This is a genomic window from Tenacibaculum aiptasiae, from assembly GCF_965221665.1.
GTDB classification, from domain to species: Bacteria; Bacteroidota; Bacteroidia; order Flavobacteriales; family Flavobacteriaceae; genus Polaribacter; species Polaribacter aiptasiae.
Map to the genome: position 1 here is coordinate 540,843 of NZ_CBDCSN010000002.1, position 20,154 is coordinate 560,996.

23 protein-coding genes and 1 riboswitch are annotated in these 20,154 nt (G+C 30.2%); of the genes, 10 read left to right on the forward strand and 13 right to left on the reverse strand.

Annotated features, from left to right (window positions below):
- Positions 1-31 precede the first annotated feature (31 nt).
- The gene (locus tag ACOQN8_RS02800; protein ID WP_420551516.1) at positions 32-415 is read right to left on the reverse strand and encodes a DUF423 domain-containing protein; all 384 of its coding nucleotides are present in this window, start codon (positions 413-415) and stop codon (positions 32-34) included.
- 79 nt (positions 416-494) lie between these two features.
- On the opposite strand from ACOQN8_RS02800, the gene ACOQN8_RS02805 reads away from it, so the two are divergent.
- The 3 genes from ACOQN8_RS02805 (at position 495) to ACOQN8_RS02815 (ending at position 3,485) form a co-directional block, all read left to right on the forward strand.
- Positions 495-1,865, forward strand: a complete 1,371-nt coding sequence (locus ACOQN8_RS02805) for a saccharopine dehydrogenase family protein (RefSeq protein ID WP_420551517.1) — start codon at positions 495-497, stop codon at positions 1,863-1,865.
- A gap of 30 nt (positions 1,866-1,895) precedes the next feature.
- On the forward strand, positions 1,896-2,426 hold the full coding sequence (locus tag ACOQN8_RS02810; protein WP_420551518.1) for a DinB family protein: 531 nt from the start codon (positions 1,896-1,898) through the stop codon (positions 2,424-2,426).
- Between the two features lie 213 nt (positions 2,427-2,639).
- Positions 2,640-3,485, forward strand: coding sequence for an alpha/beta fold hydrolase (locus ACOQN8_RS02815; RefSeq protein ID WP_420551519.1), 846 nt, complete (start codon positions 2,640-2,642; stop codon positions 3,483-3,485).
- A 17-nt stretch (positions 3,486-3,502) separates the two neighbouring features.
- Here the strand turns inward: ACOQN8_RS02815 and ACOQN8_RS02820 are convergent, their stop codons facing one another.
- A complete protein-coding gene (locus tag ACOQN8_RS02820; RefSeq protein ID WP_420551520.1) occupies positions 3,503-4,222 on the reverse strand; it encodes a tRNA1(Val) (adenine(37)-N6)-methyltransferase in 720 nt (239 codons plus the stop codon).
- A complete protein-coding gene (locus ACOQN8_RS02825; protein WP_255689031.1) occupies positions 4,223-4,354 on the reverse strand; it encodes a hypothetical protein in 132 nt (43 codons plus the stop codon).
- A 108-nt stretch (positions 4,355-4,462) separates the two neighbouring features.
- Between ACOQN8_RS02825 and ACOQN8_RS02830 the strand changes: the two genes are divergently transcribed.
- A complete protein-coding gene (locus ACOQN8_RS02830; protein ID WP_420551521.1) occupies positions 4,463-5,203 on the forward strand; it encodes a DUF1223 domain-containing protein in 741 nt (246 codons plus the stop codon).
- Here the strand turns inward: ACOQN8_RS02830 and mnmC2 are convergent.
- Genes mnmC2 through ACOQN8_RS02845 form a run of 3 tightly spaced genes read right to left on the reverse strand, consistent with a single transcriptional unit; the run spans position 5,200 to position 6,800 of the window.
- Positions 5,200-5,853, reverse strand: coding sequence for a tRNA (5-methylaminomethyl-2-thiouridine)(34)-methyltransferase MnmC2 (mnmC2, locus tag ACOQN8_RS02835; protein ID WP_420551522.1), 654 nt, complete (start codon positions 5,851-5,853; stop codon positions 5,200-5,202). The genes ACOQN8_RS02830 and mnmC2 overlap by 4 nt on opposite strands.
- A 1-nt stretch (position 5,854) precedes the next feature.
- Positions 5,855-6,298: a hypothetical protein gene (locus tag ACOQN8_RS02840; protein ID WP_420551523.1), complete on the reverse strand. Its 444-nt coding sequence runs from the start codon at positions 6,296-6,298 to the stop codon at positions 5,855-5,857.
- Complete coding sequence (locus ACOQN8_RS02845; RefSeq protein ID WP_420551524.1) at positions 6,288-6,800, reverse strand: DUF4920 domain-containing protein; 513 nt, start codon at positions 6,798-6,800, stop codon at positions 6,288-6,290. The genes ACOQN8_RS02840 and ACOQN8_RS02845 overlap by 11 nt, the downstream gene beginning before the upstream one ends.
- Positions 6,801-6,922: 122 nt before the next feature.
- Here ACOQN8_RS02845 and ACOQN8_RS02850 point away from each other — a divergent pair, with 122 nt between their 5' ends.
- Together ACOQN8_RS02850 and ACOQN8_RS02855 are read left to right on the forward strand one after the other, a co-directional pair.
- Positions 6,923-7,972 (forward strand): branched-chain amino acid aminotransferase, encoded by a 1,050-nt coding sequence (locus ACOQN8_RS02850; protein WP_420551525.1) that lies wholly within the window; start codon positions 6,923-6,925, stop codon positions 7,970-7,972.
- 66 nt (positions 7,973-8,038) lie between these two features.
- Entirely contained in the window at positions 8,039-8,926 is an 888-nt protein-coding gene (locus ACOQN8_RS02855; protein ID WP_420551526.1) for a TlpA family protein disulfide reductase, read from the forward strand.
- Positions 8,927-8,960: 34 nt separating this feature from the next.
- On the opposite strand, the gene ACOQN8_RS02860 is transcribed toward ACOQN8_RS02855, so the two are convergent.
- The 3 genes from ACOQN8_RS02860 to ACOQN8_RS02870 are packed head-to-tail and all read right to left on the reverse strand — an operon-like array spanning position 8,961 to position 10,764.
- On the reverse strand, positions 8,961-9,350 hold the full coding sequence (locus ACOQN8_RS02860) for a pyrophosphohydrolase domain-containing protein (RefSeq protein WP_420551527.1): 390 nt from the start codon (positions 9,348-9,350) through the stop codon (positions 8,961-8,963).
- 1 nt (position 9,351) lies between these two features.
- Complete coding sequence (locus ACOQN8_RS02865; RefSeq protein WP_420551528.1) at positions 9,352-10,032, reverse strand: HAD family hydrolase; 681 nt, start codon at positions 10,030-10,032, stop codon at positions 9,352-9,354.
- Positions 10,033-10,764, reverse strand: a complete 732-nt coding sequence (locus ACOQN8_RS02870; protein WP_420551529.1) for an SDR family NAD(P)-dependent oxidoreductase — start codon at positions 10,762-10,764, stop codon at positions 10,033-10,035.
- Between the two features lie 39 nt (positions 10,765-10,803).
- On the opposite strand from ACOQN8_RS02870, the gene ACOQN8_RS02875 reads away from it, so the two are divergent.
- Positions 10,804-11,019, forward strand: a complete 216-nt coding sequence (locus ACOQN8_RS02875; protein ID WP_235273425.1) for a hypothetical protein — start codon at positions 10,804-10,806, stop codon at positions 11,017-11,019.
- Here ACOQN8_RS02875 and ACOQN8_RS02880 read toward each other — a convergent pair.
- The 3 genes from ACOQN8_RS02880 to ACOQN8_RS02890 all read right to left on the reverse strand — a co-directional run bounded on the left by ACOQN8_RS02880 (position 11,016) and on the right by ACOQN8_RS02890 (position 14,659).
- The gene (locus ACOQN8_RS02880) at positions 11,016-11,936 is read right to left on the reverse strand and encodes an ion channel (RefSeq protein WP_272151952.1); all 921 of its coding nucleotides are present in this window, start codon (positions 11,934-11,936) and stop codon (positions 11,016-11,018) included. The genes ACOQN8_RS02875 and ACOQN8_RS02880 overlap by 4 nt on opposite strands.
- 84 nt (positions 11,937-12,020) lie before the next feature.
- Positions 12,021-14,054 (reverse strand): dipeptidyl-peptidase 3 family protein, encoded by a 2,034-nt coding sequence (locus ACOQN8_RS02885; protein WP_420551530.1) that lies wholly within the window; start codon positions 14,052-14,054, stop codon positions 12,021-12,023.
- 44 nt (positions 14,055-14,098) lie between these two features.
- Positions 14,099-14,659, reverse strand: a complete 561-nt coding sequence (locus tag ACOQN8_RS02890) for a DNA-3-methyladenine glycosylase I (RefSeq protein ID WP_420551531.1) — start codon at positions 14,657-14,659, stop codon at positions 14,099-14,101.
- Positions 14,660-14,757: 98 nt separating this feature from the next.
- Here ACOQN8_RS02890 and ACOQN8_RS02895 point away from each other — a divergent pair, with 98 nt between their 5' ends.
- Together ACOQN8_RS02895 and sppA are read left to right on the forward strand one after the other, a co-directional pair.
- Positions 14,758-15,165, forward strand: coding sequence for a DUF6146 family protein (locus tag ACOQN8_RS02895; RefSeq protein WP_420551532.1), 408 nt, complete (start codon positions 14,758-14,760; stop codon positions 15,163-15,165).
- Positions 15,166-15,221: 56 nt separating this feature from the next.
- Positions 15,222-16,967, forward strand: coding sequence for a signal peptide peptidase SppA (sppA, locus tag ACOQN8_RS02900; protein ID WP_420551533.1), 1,746 nt, complete (start codon positions 15,222-15,224; stop codon positions 16,965-16,967).
- A gap of 56 nt (positions 16,968-17,023) precedes the next feature.
- Here sppA and metK read toward each other — a convergent pair whose 3' ends face one another.
- Complete coding sequence (gene metK, locus ACOQN8_RS02905; protein ID WP_420551534.1) at positions 17,024-18,280, reverse strand: methionine adenosyltransferase; 1,257 nt, start codon at positions 18,278-18,280, stop codon at positions 17,024-17,026.
- A 309-nt stretch (positions 18,281-18,589) separates the two neighbouring features.
- Positions 18,590-18,700: riboswitch (SAM riboswitch) on the forward strand.
- Between the two features lie 155 nt (positions 18,701-18,855).
- Between metK and ACOQN8_RS02910 the strand changes: the two genes are divergently transcribed.
- Positions 18,856-20,148, forward strand: a complete 1,293-nt coding sequence (locus ACOQN8_RS02910; protein WP_420551535.1) for an O-acetylhomoserine aminocarboxypropyltransferase/cysteine synthase family protein — start codon at positions 18,856-18,858, stop codon at positions 20,146-20,148.
- The last annotated feature ends 6 nt before the right edge of the window (positions 20,149-20,154 follow it).

Consider the following 20,154-nt stretch of genomic DNA (forward strand, 5'->3'; position numbering starts at 1 on the left):
AAACTCATTAATCATTAAAAAATTTTATGAACTATTCTTTTTTAATAACTTTTTTGACAAACTGAAAAGTCATCAAAACCCAGGCTACTATTAGCAAAACTCCTCCTAAAGGTGTTATAAACCAAATTGTTTTAGCAGGAACATTTAACAAGTAAATTGCATAAATTGATCCTGAAAACATTAAAATCCCACCTATTAAAAATCTACTAATTGCACTTTTTTGTTTCAAATTAAACTCTTTATAGCTGTTTACAAATAATAATACAAGCACATGAATAAACTGATATCTCACTGCTGTTTCAAAACTTTGCATTGCTTCTGGATTTAATTTGGCTTTTAATGCGTGTGCTCCAAAGGCTCCTAAAATTACTGCCAGTACTCCTAAGACAGATGCTGTTGTTAAATTTTTATACATTTTATCGATTTTTGTTTAATTTTAAACTTTTTTAGCGATATTGTCGCCACAAATTTTAGACCACTAAAGTACACCATAAATGAGAAAAATATTAATTATTGGAGCTGGTAGATCTAGCTCATCCCTTATAAAATATTTACTAGATAAATCGACACAAGAAAATTTACACATTACTATTGGTGATGTTTCTATTGAAAGTGCTCAAGAAAAAACAAACAATCATAAAAACGCTACAGCTATTAGTTTAGATGTTTTTAATGCTGAGCAACGTATTGAAGCAATCCAAAATGCTGACATCGTTATTTCTATGCTTCCAGCTCGTTTCCATATTGAAGTAGCTAAAGATTGTGTTACTTACAATAAACACATGGTAACTGCATCTTATGTTTCTGATGAAATGCAAGCTTTAGATAAAGCTGTTAAGGAAAAAGGATTAGTTTTTATGAATGAAATTGGATTAGATCCTGGTATTGATCATATGAGTGCAATGCAAATTATTGATCGTATTAGAGATAATGGTTCAAAAATGTTATTATTTGAATCTTTCTGTGGAGGTTTGGTTGCTCCTGAAAGTGATGATAATTTATGGAACTATAAGTTTACTTGGAACCCTAGAAATGTAGTTTTAGCTGGACAAGGTGGATCGGCTATGTTTATTCAAGAAGGAACTTATAAATACATTCCTTATCATAAATTATTTAGAAGAACAGAGTTTTTAACAGTGAATGGTAGCGGAAAATTTGAAGCTTATGCCAACAGAGATTCTTTAAAATACAGAAGCATTTATGGTTTAGATGATATTCCAACCATGTATAGAGGAACTATTAGAAAAGTTGGTTTTTCTAGAGCTTGGAATGTTTTTGTACAATTAGGAATGACTGATGATTCTTACACTATTGAAGATTCTGAAAACTTAACTTATAGAGATTTTACTAATTTATTCTTAGCCTATTCTCCTTCTGATTCTGTTGAATTAAAATTCCGCTCATACTTGAAAATCGATCAAGATGATATTATGTGGGATAAATTTTTAGAGTTAGATATTTTTAATGCTGATAAAAAAGTAGGACTGAAAAATGCGACTCCTGCACAAATTTTACAAAAAATATTATCAGATAAGTGGACATTACAAGATGACGATAAAGACATGATTGTAATGCAACATATTTTTGGTTATCAGTACAAAGAAGAAAAATTACAAATTGAAAGTAGCATGATTATTAAAGGTGATGATCAAACTTACACAGCAATGGCTAAAACTGTTGGTTTACCTGTTGCTATGGCTGCTTTAAAAATATTAAATGGAGAAATTAAAACTCCTGGAGTGCAAATTCCTATCACTAAAGAAGTATACGAACCTATTTTAAAAGAGTTGGAAGAATACGGAATAACTTTTGTTGAAAAAGAAGTTCCTTATTTAGGTTATAATCCTGAAAGTTTAAGAGGATAAATTAAGTTTAAACTTCTCAATTAAATTATAATGATAAAACATATTGAATTTCCATCAAAAAACGAATACCCTTCATATGCAGAAATGTATATGAAATTGGTAAAAAAAGATGGAAGTTTAATACAACAGTTAAAATCTAATTTAGAAACAACCAAAGCTATCATTCATAATTTATCAGAAGAGCAGCTTAATTATAGGTATCAAAAAAATAAATGGTCTATTAAAGAAGTTTTGGTTCATATAATTGATGACGAGAGAATTTATGGATATAGAACACTTGCTTTTGCTAGAAATGACCAAACATGTCTTCCAGGTTTTGAACAAGATGATTACAATCTTTTTTCTGATACTTCTGAAAGGACTATTGAAAACATAATGGCTGAATATGAAGCTTTGAGATTATCTACAATTACTCTTTTTAACGGGTTTTCTTATAATTCTTTAAAGCGCATAGGCACTGCAAATGGTAACCAAACTAGTGTAAGAGCTTTAGGTTATCATATTTTGGGACATGAATTACACCATGTAAAAGTTATAAAAGAGTTCTATTTAAAAAGTTAAACAATTACATATAACTCTTATAAATTCAATAAAGGCATCAGTATATTGATGCCTTTATTTTTGTTTTTAATTCTCCCGAAACCACTTGTTCATTAAAAAATGGTTAACATCATAATTTAGAAATAAGTTCTTTCTTGATTCTTAATTAGAATCTATTAGCTTTGCCGGATCATAAAACATTTATTAAAAACAAATTACACACATCCTAACACAATGAGAAAAATAATACTTTTTAAAGCAACCTTATTGCTTTTCATTTTTCAAACAAGCATTCTTTTAGCTCAGCAAAAATTAAGCACACCTTATGGTAATAATAAAGAAGTAGGTAAACATGTAAATGTAAACGGTACTAAAATATATTATGAAGAATACGGGAAAGGGGAGCCATTATTAGTTATTCATAGCTGTGGTACTGACATCAGTGCTATGGAATATCAAATCGATTATTTCAAAGATAAATTTAGAGTTATTGCTGTTGATAGTAGAGGTCAGGGAAAATCTAAATTAAAAACAAAAAAATTGACCTATGATTTAATGGCTGAAGATTTAGAAGCTCTTGTAAATCACTTGAAATTAAAAACTATTAATATTCTTGGATGGAGCGATGGTGGAATTATTGCTTTAAAAATGGGGATTAACAACAAGGTAAATATCAATAAAATAATTGCCATGGGAGCTAACCTAAGACCTGATACTACTGCTATTAACTTTTGGGCACGTAAACAAGTAGTAGAAATGCATTCCAATACCATCAAAATGATTAAAAAAGGGGATACTTCTAAAGATTGGGAAAGAGAATTACAGTTAGACAAACTTTTATTAAATCAACCTAACATAAGTCATGCAGAATTGGCTAAAATTAAAGCTGCTGTTTTAATTATGATTGGTGATAGAGATATTATTAAAAATGAACACGCTGTTGAAATATATAATAATATCCCTAGAGCACAGCTTTGTATAATGCCAGGAATAAATCATGGTGCTCCTCGTAATCAATCTAAAATATTCAATAATATAGCTGATACTTTTTATTCAAACACTTACGATTATACTAAATAAAAAAAGATGTAGAAAAACTACATCTTTAAATAAAAATCTTTAGTTAACTCAATATAGGCATCAGTATACTGGTGCCTTTCTTTTTCTATAATTAATTCCTCTTCTTTAACTTCTTGCTCTTGAAAAGAAAAGGTTAACATACTTCTCTTTATTTCAGAAGTTTCATTTCCTTTTATTCTACAAACTCTTTGAGTAAATAATCCATTTTCTTGTGCTAACTGTACAAAACTTTCTTCCTCCTTAAATGGAATAATTACAGAAAATAATCCGTTTGTAGATAATATTTTAGAAACACCTGCTAGTAAATCTTCAAAAGTAAGTGACGATGTAAAACGAGCTTTATTTCTTGCTTCATCTTTTGTTTCAAAATCATCAGTATAAAAAGGTGGATTCGATACAATAACATCATATACTTCCTCTTCTTCTGCCATTTCTTCAGCAAAATCATTAAAAGCTGCATTATAACAAAACAAACGATCGCCCCAATCAGATTGTTCAAAGTTTTCTACCGTTTGCTCATAAGCCCCTTCATCTATTTCCACCGCATCTATAGTCATGGCATCAGTACGTTGTGCTAACATTAACGAAATAACACCAGTACCTGAACCAATATCTAATATTGTATCTGGAAATTCACCTAAATCGCACCAAGCTCCTAACAAAACGGCATCAGTACCTATTTTCATCGCTGTTTTATCCTGATGTACCGTAAACTCTTTAAATTTAAATGGCTTCATTTATAAAATTCTTTCCATTAGTTTTTCGGCATAAAACCATAAAAATAAAACTACTGCCAATAACAATACTAAAAACAACCCTCTTTTAGGATTTGTTCGTTTTCTATTTCCAAATCTTCTTTGAAACTTCATCCTTCATTTTATATTTAAGCATCGAAGATATTAATTCTATTCTTAACTTCTTATAAACTGTAAGGATTAAAAGCAAAATTCGCCTAACTCTCAAATTCATATTAAGTAATGAAATACGTTTTTATTTTTTTCCTAGCTACCTTATTTTATACAAATTCAGAGAATACTAAAGAAGAAACCTATCCTCCTTTTGTTGTATTTCAATTATTTACATCCCAAGGTTGTAGTAGCTGTCCACCTGCTGATTATTTGCTCGAACAAGTCAAAAAAAATACTACAAACTCTAATGTTATTGTGATGTCTTATCATGTAGGTTATTGGGACAGATTAGGTTGGAAAGATCCTTTTAGTAAAAAAGTCTTTACAGAATTACAATATGATTACGCACGAAAATTTAACAGTTCTAGTGTATATACTCCTCAATTAGTGGTTAATGGAAATGAGCATTTTACTGGTTCTAACAGAAGTAAACTTAAACGTAGTTTACGAAAGTATACTTCGAAAAATGCCTCTAACGCTATTATCTTATCCAATATTCATAAAAAAGACAGGCTTATAAACATTGATTATAAAATAAAAGGTGATTTGAATGATAAAATTGTTTCACTTGCTTTGGTATTAGAAGAGAAAACAACTTTTGTTAAAAGGGGAGAAAATTCTAATAGAAAAATTAAAAACAGTAACATTGTTATTAACCAAGTTTCTCTTCCAATTCAAGATAAAGTTAATGGAAATATATCGTTAAATATCCCTGAAAATTTTGACATTAACGATAATTACAGAATTATTGCTTTTGTACAAAATTCTACTAATTTACAAATTACTGGAGGGGTTCAAAAAAGTCTTTAATGCTTTACCGCTCTTAACATTTCTCTTTTTCCAGGTGGACCAGGTAAACGTTCTACTTCAAAACCTACTGCCTGCATAGCTCTACGAACGCTTCCTTTAGCTGAATAAGTTACTAAAACGCCATTTGACTTTAAGGCATTAAACATTATGCTAAAAATCTCTTCAGTCCATAATTCTGGTTGATTTCGGGCTCCAAAAGCATCAAAATAAATTAAGTCGAAGGTGTCAATATCGTCAATATCTTTAAAAAACTGTTGACGTTTTGTTAAGTAGAAGCTTTCTGTTATCTCCTGTTTCACTCCCCAAGAAACCTCATGCATTTTTTTAAACACAGATTCTTTAGCTGCTGCTTTGAGTTCCGCTACATAATTTAATTTCACAACCTCCTCTTCAGCAACCGGATAAGCTTCAACTCCTACATAATTAACAGTTTTATCACTTTCTAAAAAAGTAATAAAACTGTTCAATCCTGTACCAAATCCAATTTCTAAGATTGAAATTTCATCTTTATCTAATATCTCTAAACCATTCTTTATAAAAACATGATATGCTTCTTGAATTGCCCCATGTTTAGAATGATATTGCTCATTCCAATCGGGCAAATGAATAGTTGTTGAACCATCGGATGTTATGATAATTTCTCGTTTCAAATTAATTGATTAATAATTTTTTAATTCTAGGTATTGGACCTCTACATTTCATTTGATGGCAAGCTATACACGAATTAATCGCATCATTAAACTGCTCTTTCCTTTCTTCTTTGGAAACTTCAAAAAGCTTTCTATGCATTTTTTCAAAATGATTAGCATAGGTTAAAAAGTTTTCGTCTAAATCTGTACTATCGGTAAGCTTTGCTGTATGTATTTTAATATACTCTTTGTTGAAATCGCCTATTTCTTCTCCTTGAATAATTTGAGTTCTCACTTCTTTATTCTTGGCGAGCATATTTCTCATTAATTCCGCCATTTCAGATGTTTTATACATCTGAAACTTTGACGGAACCTTTTTTACAATCTTTATTTCTTTTGTTTCTTTTTGTGTTTGACAACTCAACATCAAACTCAAAAAAAATACAAACAAAATTCTATTTTTCATCAGCTGTAGCCTCTAACAACACTCCATCTGCTAAGAAAGAGTACGTTACTTTTGGTTCAGTAATTTTAGCTATTTCCTCTTCAGATTTCCCAGCATCTTTTGCATAATGTTGTAACTCTTCTACTGAAACTTCATTTTTAAATGCTTTTCCGTTTAAAATAACCTTACTTTTTGCCGAATTAAAAGGCATGAAGAATGCATAATCTTTAAACTTTACAAAAGATGTTTTTTTATCGTCTAAAGGTACTTTAATCCAACACCCTTTTTTCTGACATACCTCAGCTATTTCTCCCATAAATTTCACATCCAAAGTATCTCCGGCATTCATAGTTTCAAACTTCTTAGCCATTTCTTCTTTACTAATAGCATTATCTGCTGAAATTTCCTTTCCAAAAGAAACTAATTCAATAGCTTTTACCTCTTGTTTTTCTTCTTTTTTTTCTGACTTACAAGCTATAAATGAAAGACTTAAACAAAGTCCTAATAAAAGTATTTTTTTCATTTGTTTTTCAATTTAATCTAGTTAGATAACAAATATAATTATTATTCACTAAGTCTGTCTTCAAAAAAAGCATAATACAGCTAGTTTTTGTATCTTCGTAGCACTTGTAAAAACAGCAATTTATGGATATTAAAATTCAGCAAATAGAGCAATCAAAAATTGACTCTGTAGACTTTGATAATTTAAATTTTGGACGAACTTTTTCGGATCACATGTTTGTTTGCGATTATGTTGACGGACAATGGGTAAACCCAGAAATTAAACCTTATGGTCCAATTTTATTTGAGCCTTCTGCCAGAGTTTTTCATTATGGGCAAGCTGTTTTTGAAGGTATGAAAGCCTATAAAGACGAAAATGATGATATTTTTCTTTTTAGACCTGATGAAAATTTTAACCGAATAAATTTATCTGCCGAACGTTTGGCTATGCCTCCTGTTCCTGAAAATGTTTTTTTTGAAGGTTTAAAAAAGCTATTAAACATTGATAAAGACTGGATAAAAAAAGGATTAGGTAACTCTTTATATATCCGTCCGTTTATTATTGCTACAGAAGGAGCCATTGCTGCTTCTCCTGCTGAAGCTTATAAATTTATGATTATCTGTTCTCCTGCTCAATCATATTATGCTGGTGAGGTTCGAGTTATTTTTTCTCAAAAATATAGTAGATCTGCCGATGGTGGTGTTGGATATGCCAAAGCGGCTGGTAATTATGCTGCTCAGTTTTATCCTACTAGTTTAGCTCACAAAGAAGGATATCAGCAAATTATTTGGACAGATGCCAATTCTCATGAGTACTTAGAAGAAGCTGGGACGATGAATATTTTCTTTAGAGTTGGTGATAAATTAATTACCACACCAACTAATGATCGAATTTTAGATGGTGTTACTAGAAAATCTATTATTCAACTTGCTAAAGATAACAACATCGAAATTGAAGTTAGAAAAGTATCTGTTTCTGAAATTAAAGAAGCTGCCAGACTAGGTGAACTAAAAGAAATTTTTGGTTCTGGTACTGCTGCTGTAATTAACCCTATAAAAGGTTTTAAACATAACGACAGTACTTTCGAATTACCAAATATTGAAAATTCTTACGCTAGTTTATTTAAAGAAAAACTACTTAATATTCAGTATAATAAATCGGAAGATCAGTATAACTGGCGAGTGAAAATTTAATTTTCGATAAAAAAAAGCTATATTAGTAACTTATAGTCAATTAATTACAATAAAATTCAAGGGGAAATGAAAAATATTGTACCGACTGTTTTATCTATTATAATAGGTTTTTCTATATCACTATTTGCTTTAAATAGCTATTCAAGTGAAAGTATAAAAACCAATAATGCTAAAACAGCTAAAAAAACTGAAGTTAAAAAGAAAACAAAAGCTTCTTCTAAAAAAAAGAGCGAAAAAAAAACTGAATCTAAAACTCCTAAAGAAACTAATTTAAGTGATATTCAAGGAAGTTTTGAGAATTGGAATAAGTATACGAAAGAGAACATCGATTTGATGTCTACCTTTGTTCCTGTTGATGACAAAGGAGTTAAAACCGACAAAGGTATATTCCTTAGTTTATTAAGAACTGGTGCTTTTATCCCTATTAAAGACGTGGTAAAAGGTGAAACTCAATACAAACTTATTAATCTTGAGCAAGCTTCAGATGAAAAGATTAAAAAAGGAATTACAGGAAAAGCCACTATAGCTTATCAATACTTTAGAAGAGAAGGTAAAAAGCTACCAAGTTATGATTTTGTTGATTTAAAAGGAAAATCTCATAATAAAGCTGATACTGAAGGTAAAATATTGGTTTTAAAATGTTGGTTTATTAACTGTAAAATATGTGTAGAAGAGTTTCCTGAGTTAAATGCTTTGGTTGATAAATATAAAGATGATAATATTGAGTTTGTAAGTTTAGCTTTTGATAAAAAAGATAAACTCGTTGATTTTTTAAAAACAAAATCTTTTAAATTCTCTACTATTCCTGAGCAGAAAGACTATATGTCTAAAAAGTTAAAAGTTAAACAATATCCTACCCATTTAATTGTAGATTCTAACGGTGTTATTCTCAAAATGGTTAACAATGTTAAGACTTTAACTTCCGAACTAGACCGTATTATGGAAAAACAATAATAAAAAAGCTCCTTAAAATTAAGGAGCTTTTTTATTACAATTTATTTAATATTTCTTTAATGTTAGGTTTAAAATAATTTGGTCCTTTTAATACCTTACCATCTTCTCTATAAATAGGCTTTCCATCTTCTCCTAACTTACTCATATTACTTTTCTGAATTTCATCAAACACCTCTTCTATTTTGTGTTGCATACCATGTTCAATAATAGTTCCACATAGAATGTATAACATATCACCAAGCGCATCAGCTACTTCAACTAAATCGTTATTTTTTGCTGCTTCTAAATATTCTTCATTCTCTTCTTTCATTAACTCAAAACGCAATTGTTTTCTTTCATCAGAAATAGCAACTGTTGGTTCATTTTGAATATTTAATTTAAATGCTGAATGAAATTCATGTACTGCTTTTATTTTATCTTTCATCTTATATTATTTCTAATTCTGTTTGTATTTTTTGAAAATCAAAATGAGACCAATCTACAATATGACTTTTTATATTGTGTTGCTGAAAATCTTCCAAGTTTTTATTTCTAATTCCTAAAAAGTGAACTCCAAGATTATGAGCCGTTTTTAAATCCCAAATACCATCTCCTACTGAGATTATTGTTTCAAACTCATCTACCTGAAAATATTTTTTAGCTTTTTCTATCGCTGATTTTACAATTTCTTCTCTTGTATAAAAAGAGCTTGCAGTTTCAATTACATCTGGTATAAAATTTATTTCTGCTTGTTGTAGTTTTATTAAAGCTGGTTCTAACAAAGATCCTGTAGCAAAACAAATAGCATAATCCGTTTCATTCATAAAAAAATCTATAATAGCTTTTGCTCCTAGTATTTCTTTTGTTTCTTGTAAAGAGAGTAAATGTTCCGTCATCTTTTCCTCAAACTCTGGCATCATTGAAAAGTCAAACTCTTTGTTAAAATTACGCTCGTAGTTTTTCTTCAAAATATAACTATCAGTCATATTCTTATAGGATTTCCAATCTTTATCAATATTAGTAATCCCAAAACTAATCATTGCCTCTACAAATGCTGTTTGATGCTGATTCTCACTTTTTGTTAAAGTATCATCTATATCAAAAACTATTAAATTTTTCTTTTTCATTTAAGTTGCCATTTTTAATAATCGAGTTGGAACTATTTTTAAAACCCAAGCAATTAAACGCCATCTTTTCGAAATATAAGCTACTCGCTTTTTTCTTTTTATTGCTGAGTAAATTTGTTTTGTTGCTTTTTCTAAAGAAACCATCCAAAAAATACCGTCTCCTAAGGCCATGGCTGTATCTACAAAACCAGGTCTTATATCGGTTATAAAAACCTTTCTTGATTTTATGGTTTTAGTTTTAATATATAAACTTTCTAAATACGCTTTCTGATATGCTTTAGAAGCAAAATACGAAGGTGCCGCTCTATTTCCTCTAAGCGATGCTATTGATGAAATCCCTACCAAATGTCCAAATTGTTGTTCTCTAAATAAATTATAAGCCAATCCGTATAATTTCGTTGCACCTACAACATTGGTTTGAACTGTTTTATTTTCTGTACTCCAATCTAGTTTATTGTTCACCTCTCCTACTCCCGATGAATGCACTACTAGATGCACCTCTCCTAATTCGGTAACAATTTCATTAAAAGCCTTTTCTAATTCTTCTACTTGAGTTATATCATTTTGTTTTATAATTATTTGGGCAGGATTTTGGGCTTTTATTTCTTCAAGCATCTCTAGCCTTCTTCCCGTTATTGCAACAATATAATTATCTTTTACTAACAGTTCTGTTAGGTTTTTACCGATACCTGATGTTGCTCCAAAAACAATTGCTGTTTTAGTTTTCTTCATTATAAAATCATTCTTTAACTTTGCTAAAAATACAATTTTATGTTTACACTTATTGCTGCCAAAATGTTTACTACTGGAAGAATTATTTTTGCCAGTTTATTTGTTATCGCTTTTGTTGCTTTAATGATTTTCAGCTATAAAAAAGATGCTAAAAACAATAAGAAACATTATCAAAATGGCGCTTTGTATGTAGCTATCGGTATTATTACTGTGATTGCTCTTTTATTTCTTTCGAAATACTTAATTAAGGGTTAAACCATTTCTTCTACTTCATTAATCTTTTCATGATCTAAGACTGTATAGCCTTCTTCATTAAAATGGAATGATCGTTTATACTTTACTGCTGATTCTAGCTGTTGAAAGTCATATGAAGTTATTTGATATACTTTTTGCCCGAAAGATTCTTCGTGATATTGTATTAGTGCATACAGTTTTGCTTCTAAATTTAAAATTTCTTCATCAGAATATTTAAATAATGGGCTTTTTTCATCTATTTCATGAACTATAGTCCATACTGTAGGTAAGTACATGATTTTATCTCTTTCCAGTTTTAATCGATAAAATTCTCTTTTATATTCACCTTCTAGATTCTTTTCATTTATTGATAAAGTCACTGTTATTTCTGGCTCTATCATTACTGTTTTCCTACTATTCATTAAACGAAACATAATAGCTCTATGCTCTTTAAAATCTCTTAAAATTAAGTTTTCACTGAAATGAATAGCTGCTTTAGCTCTTGAGAATCGCCCATACAGTAATCCTGTAATAAATGAAAAACTTAACAGTCCTATCATTGCTTCAAATGCTGCAATTAAATTAGCAGTAACTCCCTGTGGCGCAATTCCACCATAACCTACAGTTGTTAATGTTTGAGCACTAAAAAAGAATCCGTTTAAAAAATCATCTATAAAATTTCCTCTCGATGGTGTTATTTCTTCAATACCAATTGCCATATAAATAAATCCAAAAACAATATTTAAGAATGTATAACCTACAATAATTAACAAGAAAAATTTCCACCACGACAATTCTATAAAGAAGGTATACATATCATCCAAATTAAACTTTTTGTTAATGTGTATAACATTAGAACTTCCGTCTTTATTTACAATTCCTTTAATGTTCTTTCTTGAATTGTATCCAAATCCTGGGTCTTTTATTTTCTTTGCCATTGTTAGTTTCTTTATGCTTTAAAAATACAAAAAACCGACACTGCATTCAGTGTCGGTTTTATAATTCTTATTTGTTAAACTCTATTAGTTCTTAATTGGTAAGAAATTATAGTTTTTAGCGTAAAAATTCATTTGCTCTTCAAATGTATTTGGTTGTGTAATTTTTACATCAGTTATATTTCCTTCTGAATCTTTTACAGGCTCTAAAACAGGATTTACAAACCCACTATAAGGAGCTGACGTAAATTGTTTATTACGATCTAATACTTCCTTATGTATGTCTTGATCTACTTTTACACCATATCCTTCTACTAATGCTTTTGCAGCTTCAAAATCTCCTTCAGATTTAATTCTTTGCGCTTCTTTTAATAAACGTCCAAAAATCTCACGAAGTTTCATGTAATCATTTACAACAAAATATGTTTTACCATCTTTTGTTACTTTCTCTATTACATTATCTTTCTTCCCTTGTTCAAAAGCCCAAGCTGAAACCCATTGACGGTTTACCATATGATCTTCTTCAATATCATCTCCTAAATTGATACGAATTAACTGAGTCATTAATCCATTTCTGATATAACCATCATAAGCAGCTTTTCCTACTTTTTGCCAATCATCTACTAATCCTAATTCCTGTAACTTAGGATCCATTAAATAGTATAATCCAACTAAATCTGCTCTACCTTCTTCCATTGTAGATGCATAGTTTTTTAAAGTCTCTTTTGGCTGCCCTACTCCTTCATTTATTTGTCCAGAAGCATGTCCAATTACCTCATGTAAAGCTGTATGTAACTTATCCGCTAACTTTCCATACTTAATCTCTAAATCTATTTCCTCTTGATCGTGAGCAAACTCTTTTAAACGTCCTGTTCCTCCAGCATTGTTATATGCTCCAATAATATTCCCTAAAGAAACTGATTTTGAACCATGCTGCTGACGAATCCAGTTGTTATTTGGTAAGTTTACTCCAATTGGAGTACTTGGAGATGCATCTCCTGCTTCTCCTGCTACATTTACAGTTTTGTATGATACTCCTACTACATTTTGTTTTTTATGCGCTGGAGATAATGGTGAGTTATCTTCAAACCACTGAGCGTTATCAGATAAAACCTTCATCTTTTTAGACATATCGAAATCTTTTATTTCAACTATTGTCTCATAAGATCCTCTATATCCTTTAGGGTCGTTATATACTTCTATGAACCCATTAATCCAATCAATATTTCCTTCTGTAGAAGTAGCCCATGCGATACAGTATTTATCCCAAACATCTAAGCTACCTGTTTTATAGTACTCAATTAATAATCTTAATGTTTCAGCTTGCTTTTCATTTTCTGCAACACCTTTGGCTTTTTCTAACCAAAAAATAATTTTATCAATTGCAGCTCCATACATTCCTCCTGACTTCCATACTTTCTCAACTAACTTTCCGTTTTCACGTACTAATTTAGAATTTAATCCTGCTTCTATTGGTTGATTTTCTGGACCTTTATATGCTGTAGCGTAAAAATCCTCAACATCTTTATTTGTAATTTCTGGACCATAAAAGTTTACAGCAGATGCTAATACATTATCTACTCCTGCCTTTTTATTCACCTTTTTCATGTCTTTATCGTTAAAAATAACATCTAAAGCTTCTGGCGAAATTGTTGTGTTTGTTTCTTTTAATAAACCTTCTAAGTATTCTTTAGAAAACTCAGCTTTAATTTTATCATTAGAATAATGATGGTGTATTCCATTTGAAAACCAAACTCTCTTTAAATAAGTTGTAAAGTTTTTAAAATCTTGAGAAGTTCTATCTCCTTTAAATTCGTTATTTACTTTTTCTAAAGCTGTTCTTATTTCAAGATTATGACGGTAATTTTGATCCCACATAATATCTCTACCTGCTAAACCTGCTTGAGTTAAGTAATACACTAACTTTTTTTCTTTTAAAGTTAATTGATCAAATCCTGGAATTTGATATCTTAATACTTTAATATCTGCAAATTGCTCTACTTCATAATCAAATTTTGATTCTTTTTTTACCTCTTCTTTTGGTTCTTTTTTCTTCTCTACATTACAAGAAACCAAAAAACCAACTGCAGCTGCAGCACAAAGCATCTGTTTTAATTTCATTTTTTAATATTTAATTGATTTTTCTGTTGATAAATGTACGAATTTTAAACTTCGCTATATCTAAAGCAATCGGTCGTATGATCGTTAACCATACCTGTAGCTTGCATATGAGCATAAATGACTGTTGAACCAACAAACTTGAATCCTCTCTTTTTTAAATCTTTTGAAATTGCATCAGATAATTCAGTAGTTGCAGGTACTTCTTCTCTTTTTGAAAAAGAATTTTTAATTGGTTTTCCATTTACAAACCCCCAAATATATTTTGAAAATGAACCAAACTCTTCTTGCACCTTCATAAAAGCTTGAGCATTGGTAATTGTTGCTTTTATTTTTAATTTATTTCTTATGATTCCTGCGTTTTGAAGTAACTCTTCAAATTTCTCTTCTCCGTAATTCGCTATTTTTTTATAATCAAAACTATCAAAAGCTTCTCTAAAATTTTCCCTCTTTTTAAGTACTGTAATCCAACTTAAACCTGCTTGAAACGTTTCTAAAATTAAAAACTCAAACAACTTATCATCCTCATATACAGGAACTCCCCATTCATTATCGTGATATTCTATATATAATGGGTCATCACTTACCCAAAAGCATCTTTTTTTCATTTCTTTATTTTAAAACTGAAAATTACTGTTAAACAGGCTAAAAATCAATGAAAAATGGAATAATTTTTGCAACTTTATAATTACTAAATCTTTTGATTATGAAAACATTAAAATATTTTTCAATACTTAGTCTACTACTAGTTGTAGTTTATACTTGTAGTTCATCTCCAATAAAAAACAGTTCAAGCTCAAAAGAAGAACCTGTAGTTATAAAAAATGATAGTTTAGAATATGAAATCACCATTCTAGATCCTGGCTTTAATAATTATTTAAAAACAATAGCAAGACCGGTTGGTTTTTACTCTCAGTCTTTTTTGGAAACTAAAAACCGAATTTATGTTACTATATGGAATTCAAGAGCTAATAATTCATTAGGTTTTAATCCAAATATTTATGGAAACCAAATTGATTACAGTCCTCATATTAACTATGGGTATGATGTAAATTACAAACTGTTTAATTATTTTGAGTTCGCACAGCGCAAATATCGCATACGTTTAAGGTAACATTACAAACTTCCTGTAAAACTGTATATTTGCCAGAAAAAATTTAACAATATAAAATGAAGTTTTTAAGAAATTTATTAGCATCAATTCTTGGTTTTTTTATAGCCATTTTTTTAATATTTATATTCTTTGTGGCTATTGCTGCAATTACAGGATCAGAAGATGAAGTAGTTGTAAAATCAAATTCTGTTTTAGAATTAAATCTAGCTACACCTATAAAGGATTATGCTCCTAAAGAAGATAATCCACTAGCTGAAATTTTAGAATTAAACGATGAAAAATTAGCTTTAAATAAAATTATTAATGCTATAGAAAATGCTAAGACTGATAACAATATTAAAGGGATTAGTATAAAAACTACATATATAAGTGCTGGAATTGCACAAACCCAAGCTATTAGAAATAAGATTGAAGAATTTAAAGAAAGTGGAAAATTTGTATATGCCTATAATGATGTATATACTCAAAAGAATTATTACTTAAGTTCAGTTGCCGACAGCGTATTTTTAAACCCTGTTGGAGCTATTGACTTTAAAGGTTTATCTACCGAAATTTTATACTACAAGGATTTTGAAGATAAATACGGTGTAAAAATGGAGGTTATACGTCATGGAAAATATAAAAGTGCTGTAGAACCATACTTAAGTAATAAAATGAGTGATGCTAATCGCGAACAAACTACTTCTTTTTTAAATTCAATTTGGTCTGAAATTACTGAAGATATTAGCAACAGCAGAAACATTTCTGTAGAGAATTTAAATTTAATTGCTGATAATGCTAACGGAAGAAATGCTACTCTAGCAAAAGAAAACAAGTTAATTGATGGAATTATTTATATAGATGAATACAAAAAGAAGCTTAAATTAGACTCTGACAAAAAAGTAAACACAATTAGTTTAGAAGATTATATCAAATCTGGAAAAGGAAGAGTTTCCTCTACAAGTAAAGACAAAATTGCTGTAATTTATGCACAAGGTCAAATTATGTATGGAGAAGGAAATGAAGATATTATTGGACAAGGTTTAACAAATAGAGCTATTCGTAAAGCTAGAAAAGATAAAAATGTAAAAGCAATCGTTTTACGTGTTAACTCTCCAGGTGGTAGTGCTTTGGCATCTGAATTAATTTGGCGTGAATTAGAATTAGCTAAAAAAGAGAAACCTTTAGTTGTTTCTATGGGTAACGTAGCTGCTTCTGGTGGTTATTATATTGCTTGTAATGCCAACAAAATTATTGCTGAACCAACTACAATTACAGGTTCTATTGGAGTGTTTGGAGCAATTCCAAACTTTAATCAATTAGCGGATAATATTGGAATAAATGCCGAGCAAGTATCTACAAATGATAGTCCAAGTTATAGTGTTTTTGAACCTATGAATCAAAAGTTTTATGATGTTACTAAAGAAGGTGTTGAACAAATTTATACTACTTTTGTAAATCGTGTTGCCACTGGAAGAAATATGACTTTTGAGCAAGTAAACGAAATTGCTCAAGGTAGAGTTTGGAGTGGTAAAGAAGCTATAGAAAAAGGATTGGTAGATAAATTAGGAAGTTTAAATGATGCTATTGAAATAGCTGCTGAATTAGCTGACCTTGAAAATTATAAAATCCGTAATTATCCTAACTATAAAAAGGATTTAAAAGAAGCTTTAAACTTTTCTCCTTTTGGTAAAGTTTCTAAAGAAGAAATTTTAAAAGAAGCTTTAGGTGATGAACACTATCAATTATACGACAATATAAACCAAATGAAAAAACTAAAAGGAATTCAAGCTAGAATGCCTTTTATCTTTCAGATAAAATAAGACGTAAAAAAAGCCTTGACAATGTCAAGGCTTTTTTTTGTATTAATCAGAGTTTATTATAAACCAAAACTCTCTTTTACTTTATCTACATAATCTAATTTCTCCCAAGTAAACGTTTCTACTTCACGCTCAATAGTATCTCCCATTGGGTTTGTAAAAGTAACTGTTTTCTTTTCTGGAGTTCTTCCCATGTGTCCGTAAGCAGCTGTTTCAGAATAAATAGGTGTTCTTAATTTTAAGCGTTGCTCGATAAAATAAGGACGCATATCAAAAATAGTTTCCACTACTTTACTTATCTCACCATCAGTCATATCAACTGTTGCAGTTCCATAAGTCTCAACATTAATACTTGTTGGCTTAGCTACTCCAATAGCATAAGAAACTTGTACTAACACTTCTTTACATAAACCAGCAGCTACTAAGTTTTTAGCAATATGACGAGTTGCATAAGCTCCTGAACGATCTACTTTAGATGGATCTTTTCCTGAGAAAGCACCTCCACCGTGAGCTCCTTTACCTCCATAAGTATCAACAATAATCTTACGACCTGTTAATCCTGTATCACCATGAGGTCCTCCAATAACAAAAATTCCTGTTGGATTAATATGATACGTAATATCATCAGTAAATAATACCTGAATATGCTCTGGTAATTTAGCTACTACTCTTGGTATTAAAATAGATATAATATCAGACTTAATTTTTGCTAACATTACCTCTTCACTTTCATCAAAATCATCATGCTGAGTAGAAATTACAATAGCATCAATTCTTTGAGGAACATTATCGTCAGAATACTCAATAGTTACTTGAGATTTAGCATCTGGACGTAAGTAAGTAATATCTTTATTCTCTCTTCTTAACTCAGCTAATTCAATTAACAAACGGTGCGATAACTCTAATGCTAAAGGCATATAGTTATCTGTTTCATCAGTAGCATAACCAAACATCATTCCTTGGTCTCCTGCTCCTTGATCTTCTGGATTAGCTCTTTCTACCCCTTGATTAATATCTGGTGATTGCTCGTGAATTGCTGAAAAAACTCCACAAGAACTACCATCAAACATATATTCGCTTTTGGTATATCCTATTTTGTTAATTACATCTCTTGCAATTTTTTGAACATCTAAATATGTTTTAGATTTTACCTCACCTGCCAATACAACTTGACCAGTAGTTACCAAAGTTTCACAAGCTACCTTAGACGTTTCATCAAAAGCTAAAAAATTATCTATTAAAGCATCAGAAATCTGATCTGCTACTTTATCTGGATGTCCTTCAGAAACACTTTCTGAAGTAAATAAATATGACATAAACTTCTTTTTAAAAATTAACGGAAGAAAAACTTGGATTGCTTGGTCGCTAAAAGAAGTAGATAATTACTGCTTTAGCATTTTTTATAGAGGTTGCAATCAGATCAAATTTCTCCTCAAAAATTCAGCCGCAAAGTTATTGATTAAATTCAAACTTTAAAAAGCTTTTTGTTAAAAAAGAATTAAAAATAAAATTCTATATACGTAGTATATAACGAATTAAAAAATAAAAAAAAGTAAAAAATATTAGGAAATTAAATTTTTATAACTGAATATTTGCATTCGTAAAAGTTCAATCACTTATTGACGATGTTATCAAGAAAGGTGGAGGGATTAGACCCTATGAAGCCTTAGCAACCCTTTGTTCTATACAAAGAAGGTGCTAAATTCTACCAAAATGTTACTTCGGTAAAAAATCGAGATGTAGCTACAAGGATAGATAACCAAAAAGAAATTTCTATAAATTCATACTGAAATTTCTAATATTTCTTAATAACATTTTTCTAGTAAGTACGTCAAAACATTGACGCATTTGGCTTTTGGTTTAATTATTTATTAACTCAAAAACAAGAAAAATGAGTACACAAAAATTTGCAACAAAAGCGTTGCACGCAGGACATGATGTAAAACAAACAGGAGGCACAAGAGCCGTTCCTATTTATCAAACAACCTCTTATGTTTTCAATGACTCTGATCATGCAGCAAATCTTTTTTCATTAAAAGAATTAGGATTTATTTATACTCGACTAAACAATCCTACAAATCAAATTTTACAAGAGCGTTTAGCTTCTTTGGAAGGAGGAATTGGTGCTGTTGTTTTTGCTTCTGGTACCGCTGCCATCTCTACAGGATTATTAACCTTACTAAAAGCAGGCGATCATATTGTAGCATCTAGTAGTTTATACGGCGGAACTTACAATTTATTAAATATTACCTTACCTCGTTTGGGTATTACTACAACTTTTGTTGATGCTTCTGATCCTGAAAATTTCGGTAAAGCTGTTCAAGAAAATACAAGAGCATTTTTTGTTGAATCTTTAGGTAACCCTAAGCTTGATGTTTTAGACTTAGAAGCTATTTCTAAGCAAGCAAAAAAAGCAGAAGTCCCTTTCATTGTCGATAATACCGTTGCTACTCCTGCCCTACTAAACCCAATCAAGCATGGAGCTGATATTGTTATTCACTCTTTAACTAAATACATTGGCGGACAAGGAAACTCTTTAGGAGGTGCAATTATCGATGCTGGTACTTTTAATTGGGCTAATGGTAAATTTCCTGAATTTACAGAACCCTCAGCGGGGTATCATGGTTTAAAATACTATGAAACTTTAGGAGCCGAATCTTATACTTTTAAATTAATTTTAGAAGGCTTACGTGATTTTGGAGGCGCTTTAAGTCCAACAAACGCTTTTAACATTATTCAAGGGTTAGAAACCTTAAACATTAGAATTCAAAAGCATTCAGAAAATGCTTTAGCATTAGCCCAATGGTTAGAAGAACAAGAAGAGGTTGCTTGGGTAAACTATCCTGGTTTAAAAAGTAGTAAATACAAAACCTTAGCCAATAATTATTTACCAAAAGGTCAAAGCGGAATAGTCACTTTTGGAGCTAAAGGTGGTTTTGAAGCAGCAAAAACAATAGCTAATACCACTAAAACATTTTCACTTTTAGCAAATATTGGAGATACAAAATCTTTAATTATTCATCCTTCAAGCACTACACATCAACAATTAAATCCTGAAGAACAAGCTAGTGCTGGTGTTACAGAAGATTTAATAAGATTATCTGTTGGTTTAGAAAACATTGACGATTTAAAATCAGACCTAAAAGAAGCCTTCAATAAAATACCAAAGGGAGCTCTTGTTTAAAAGTTT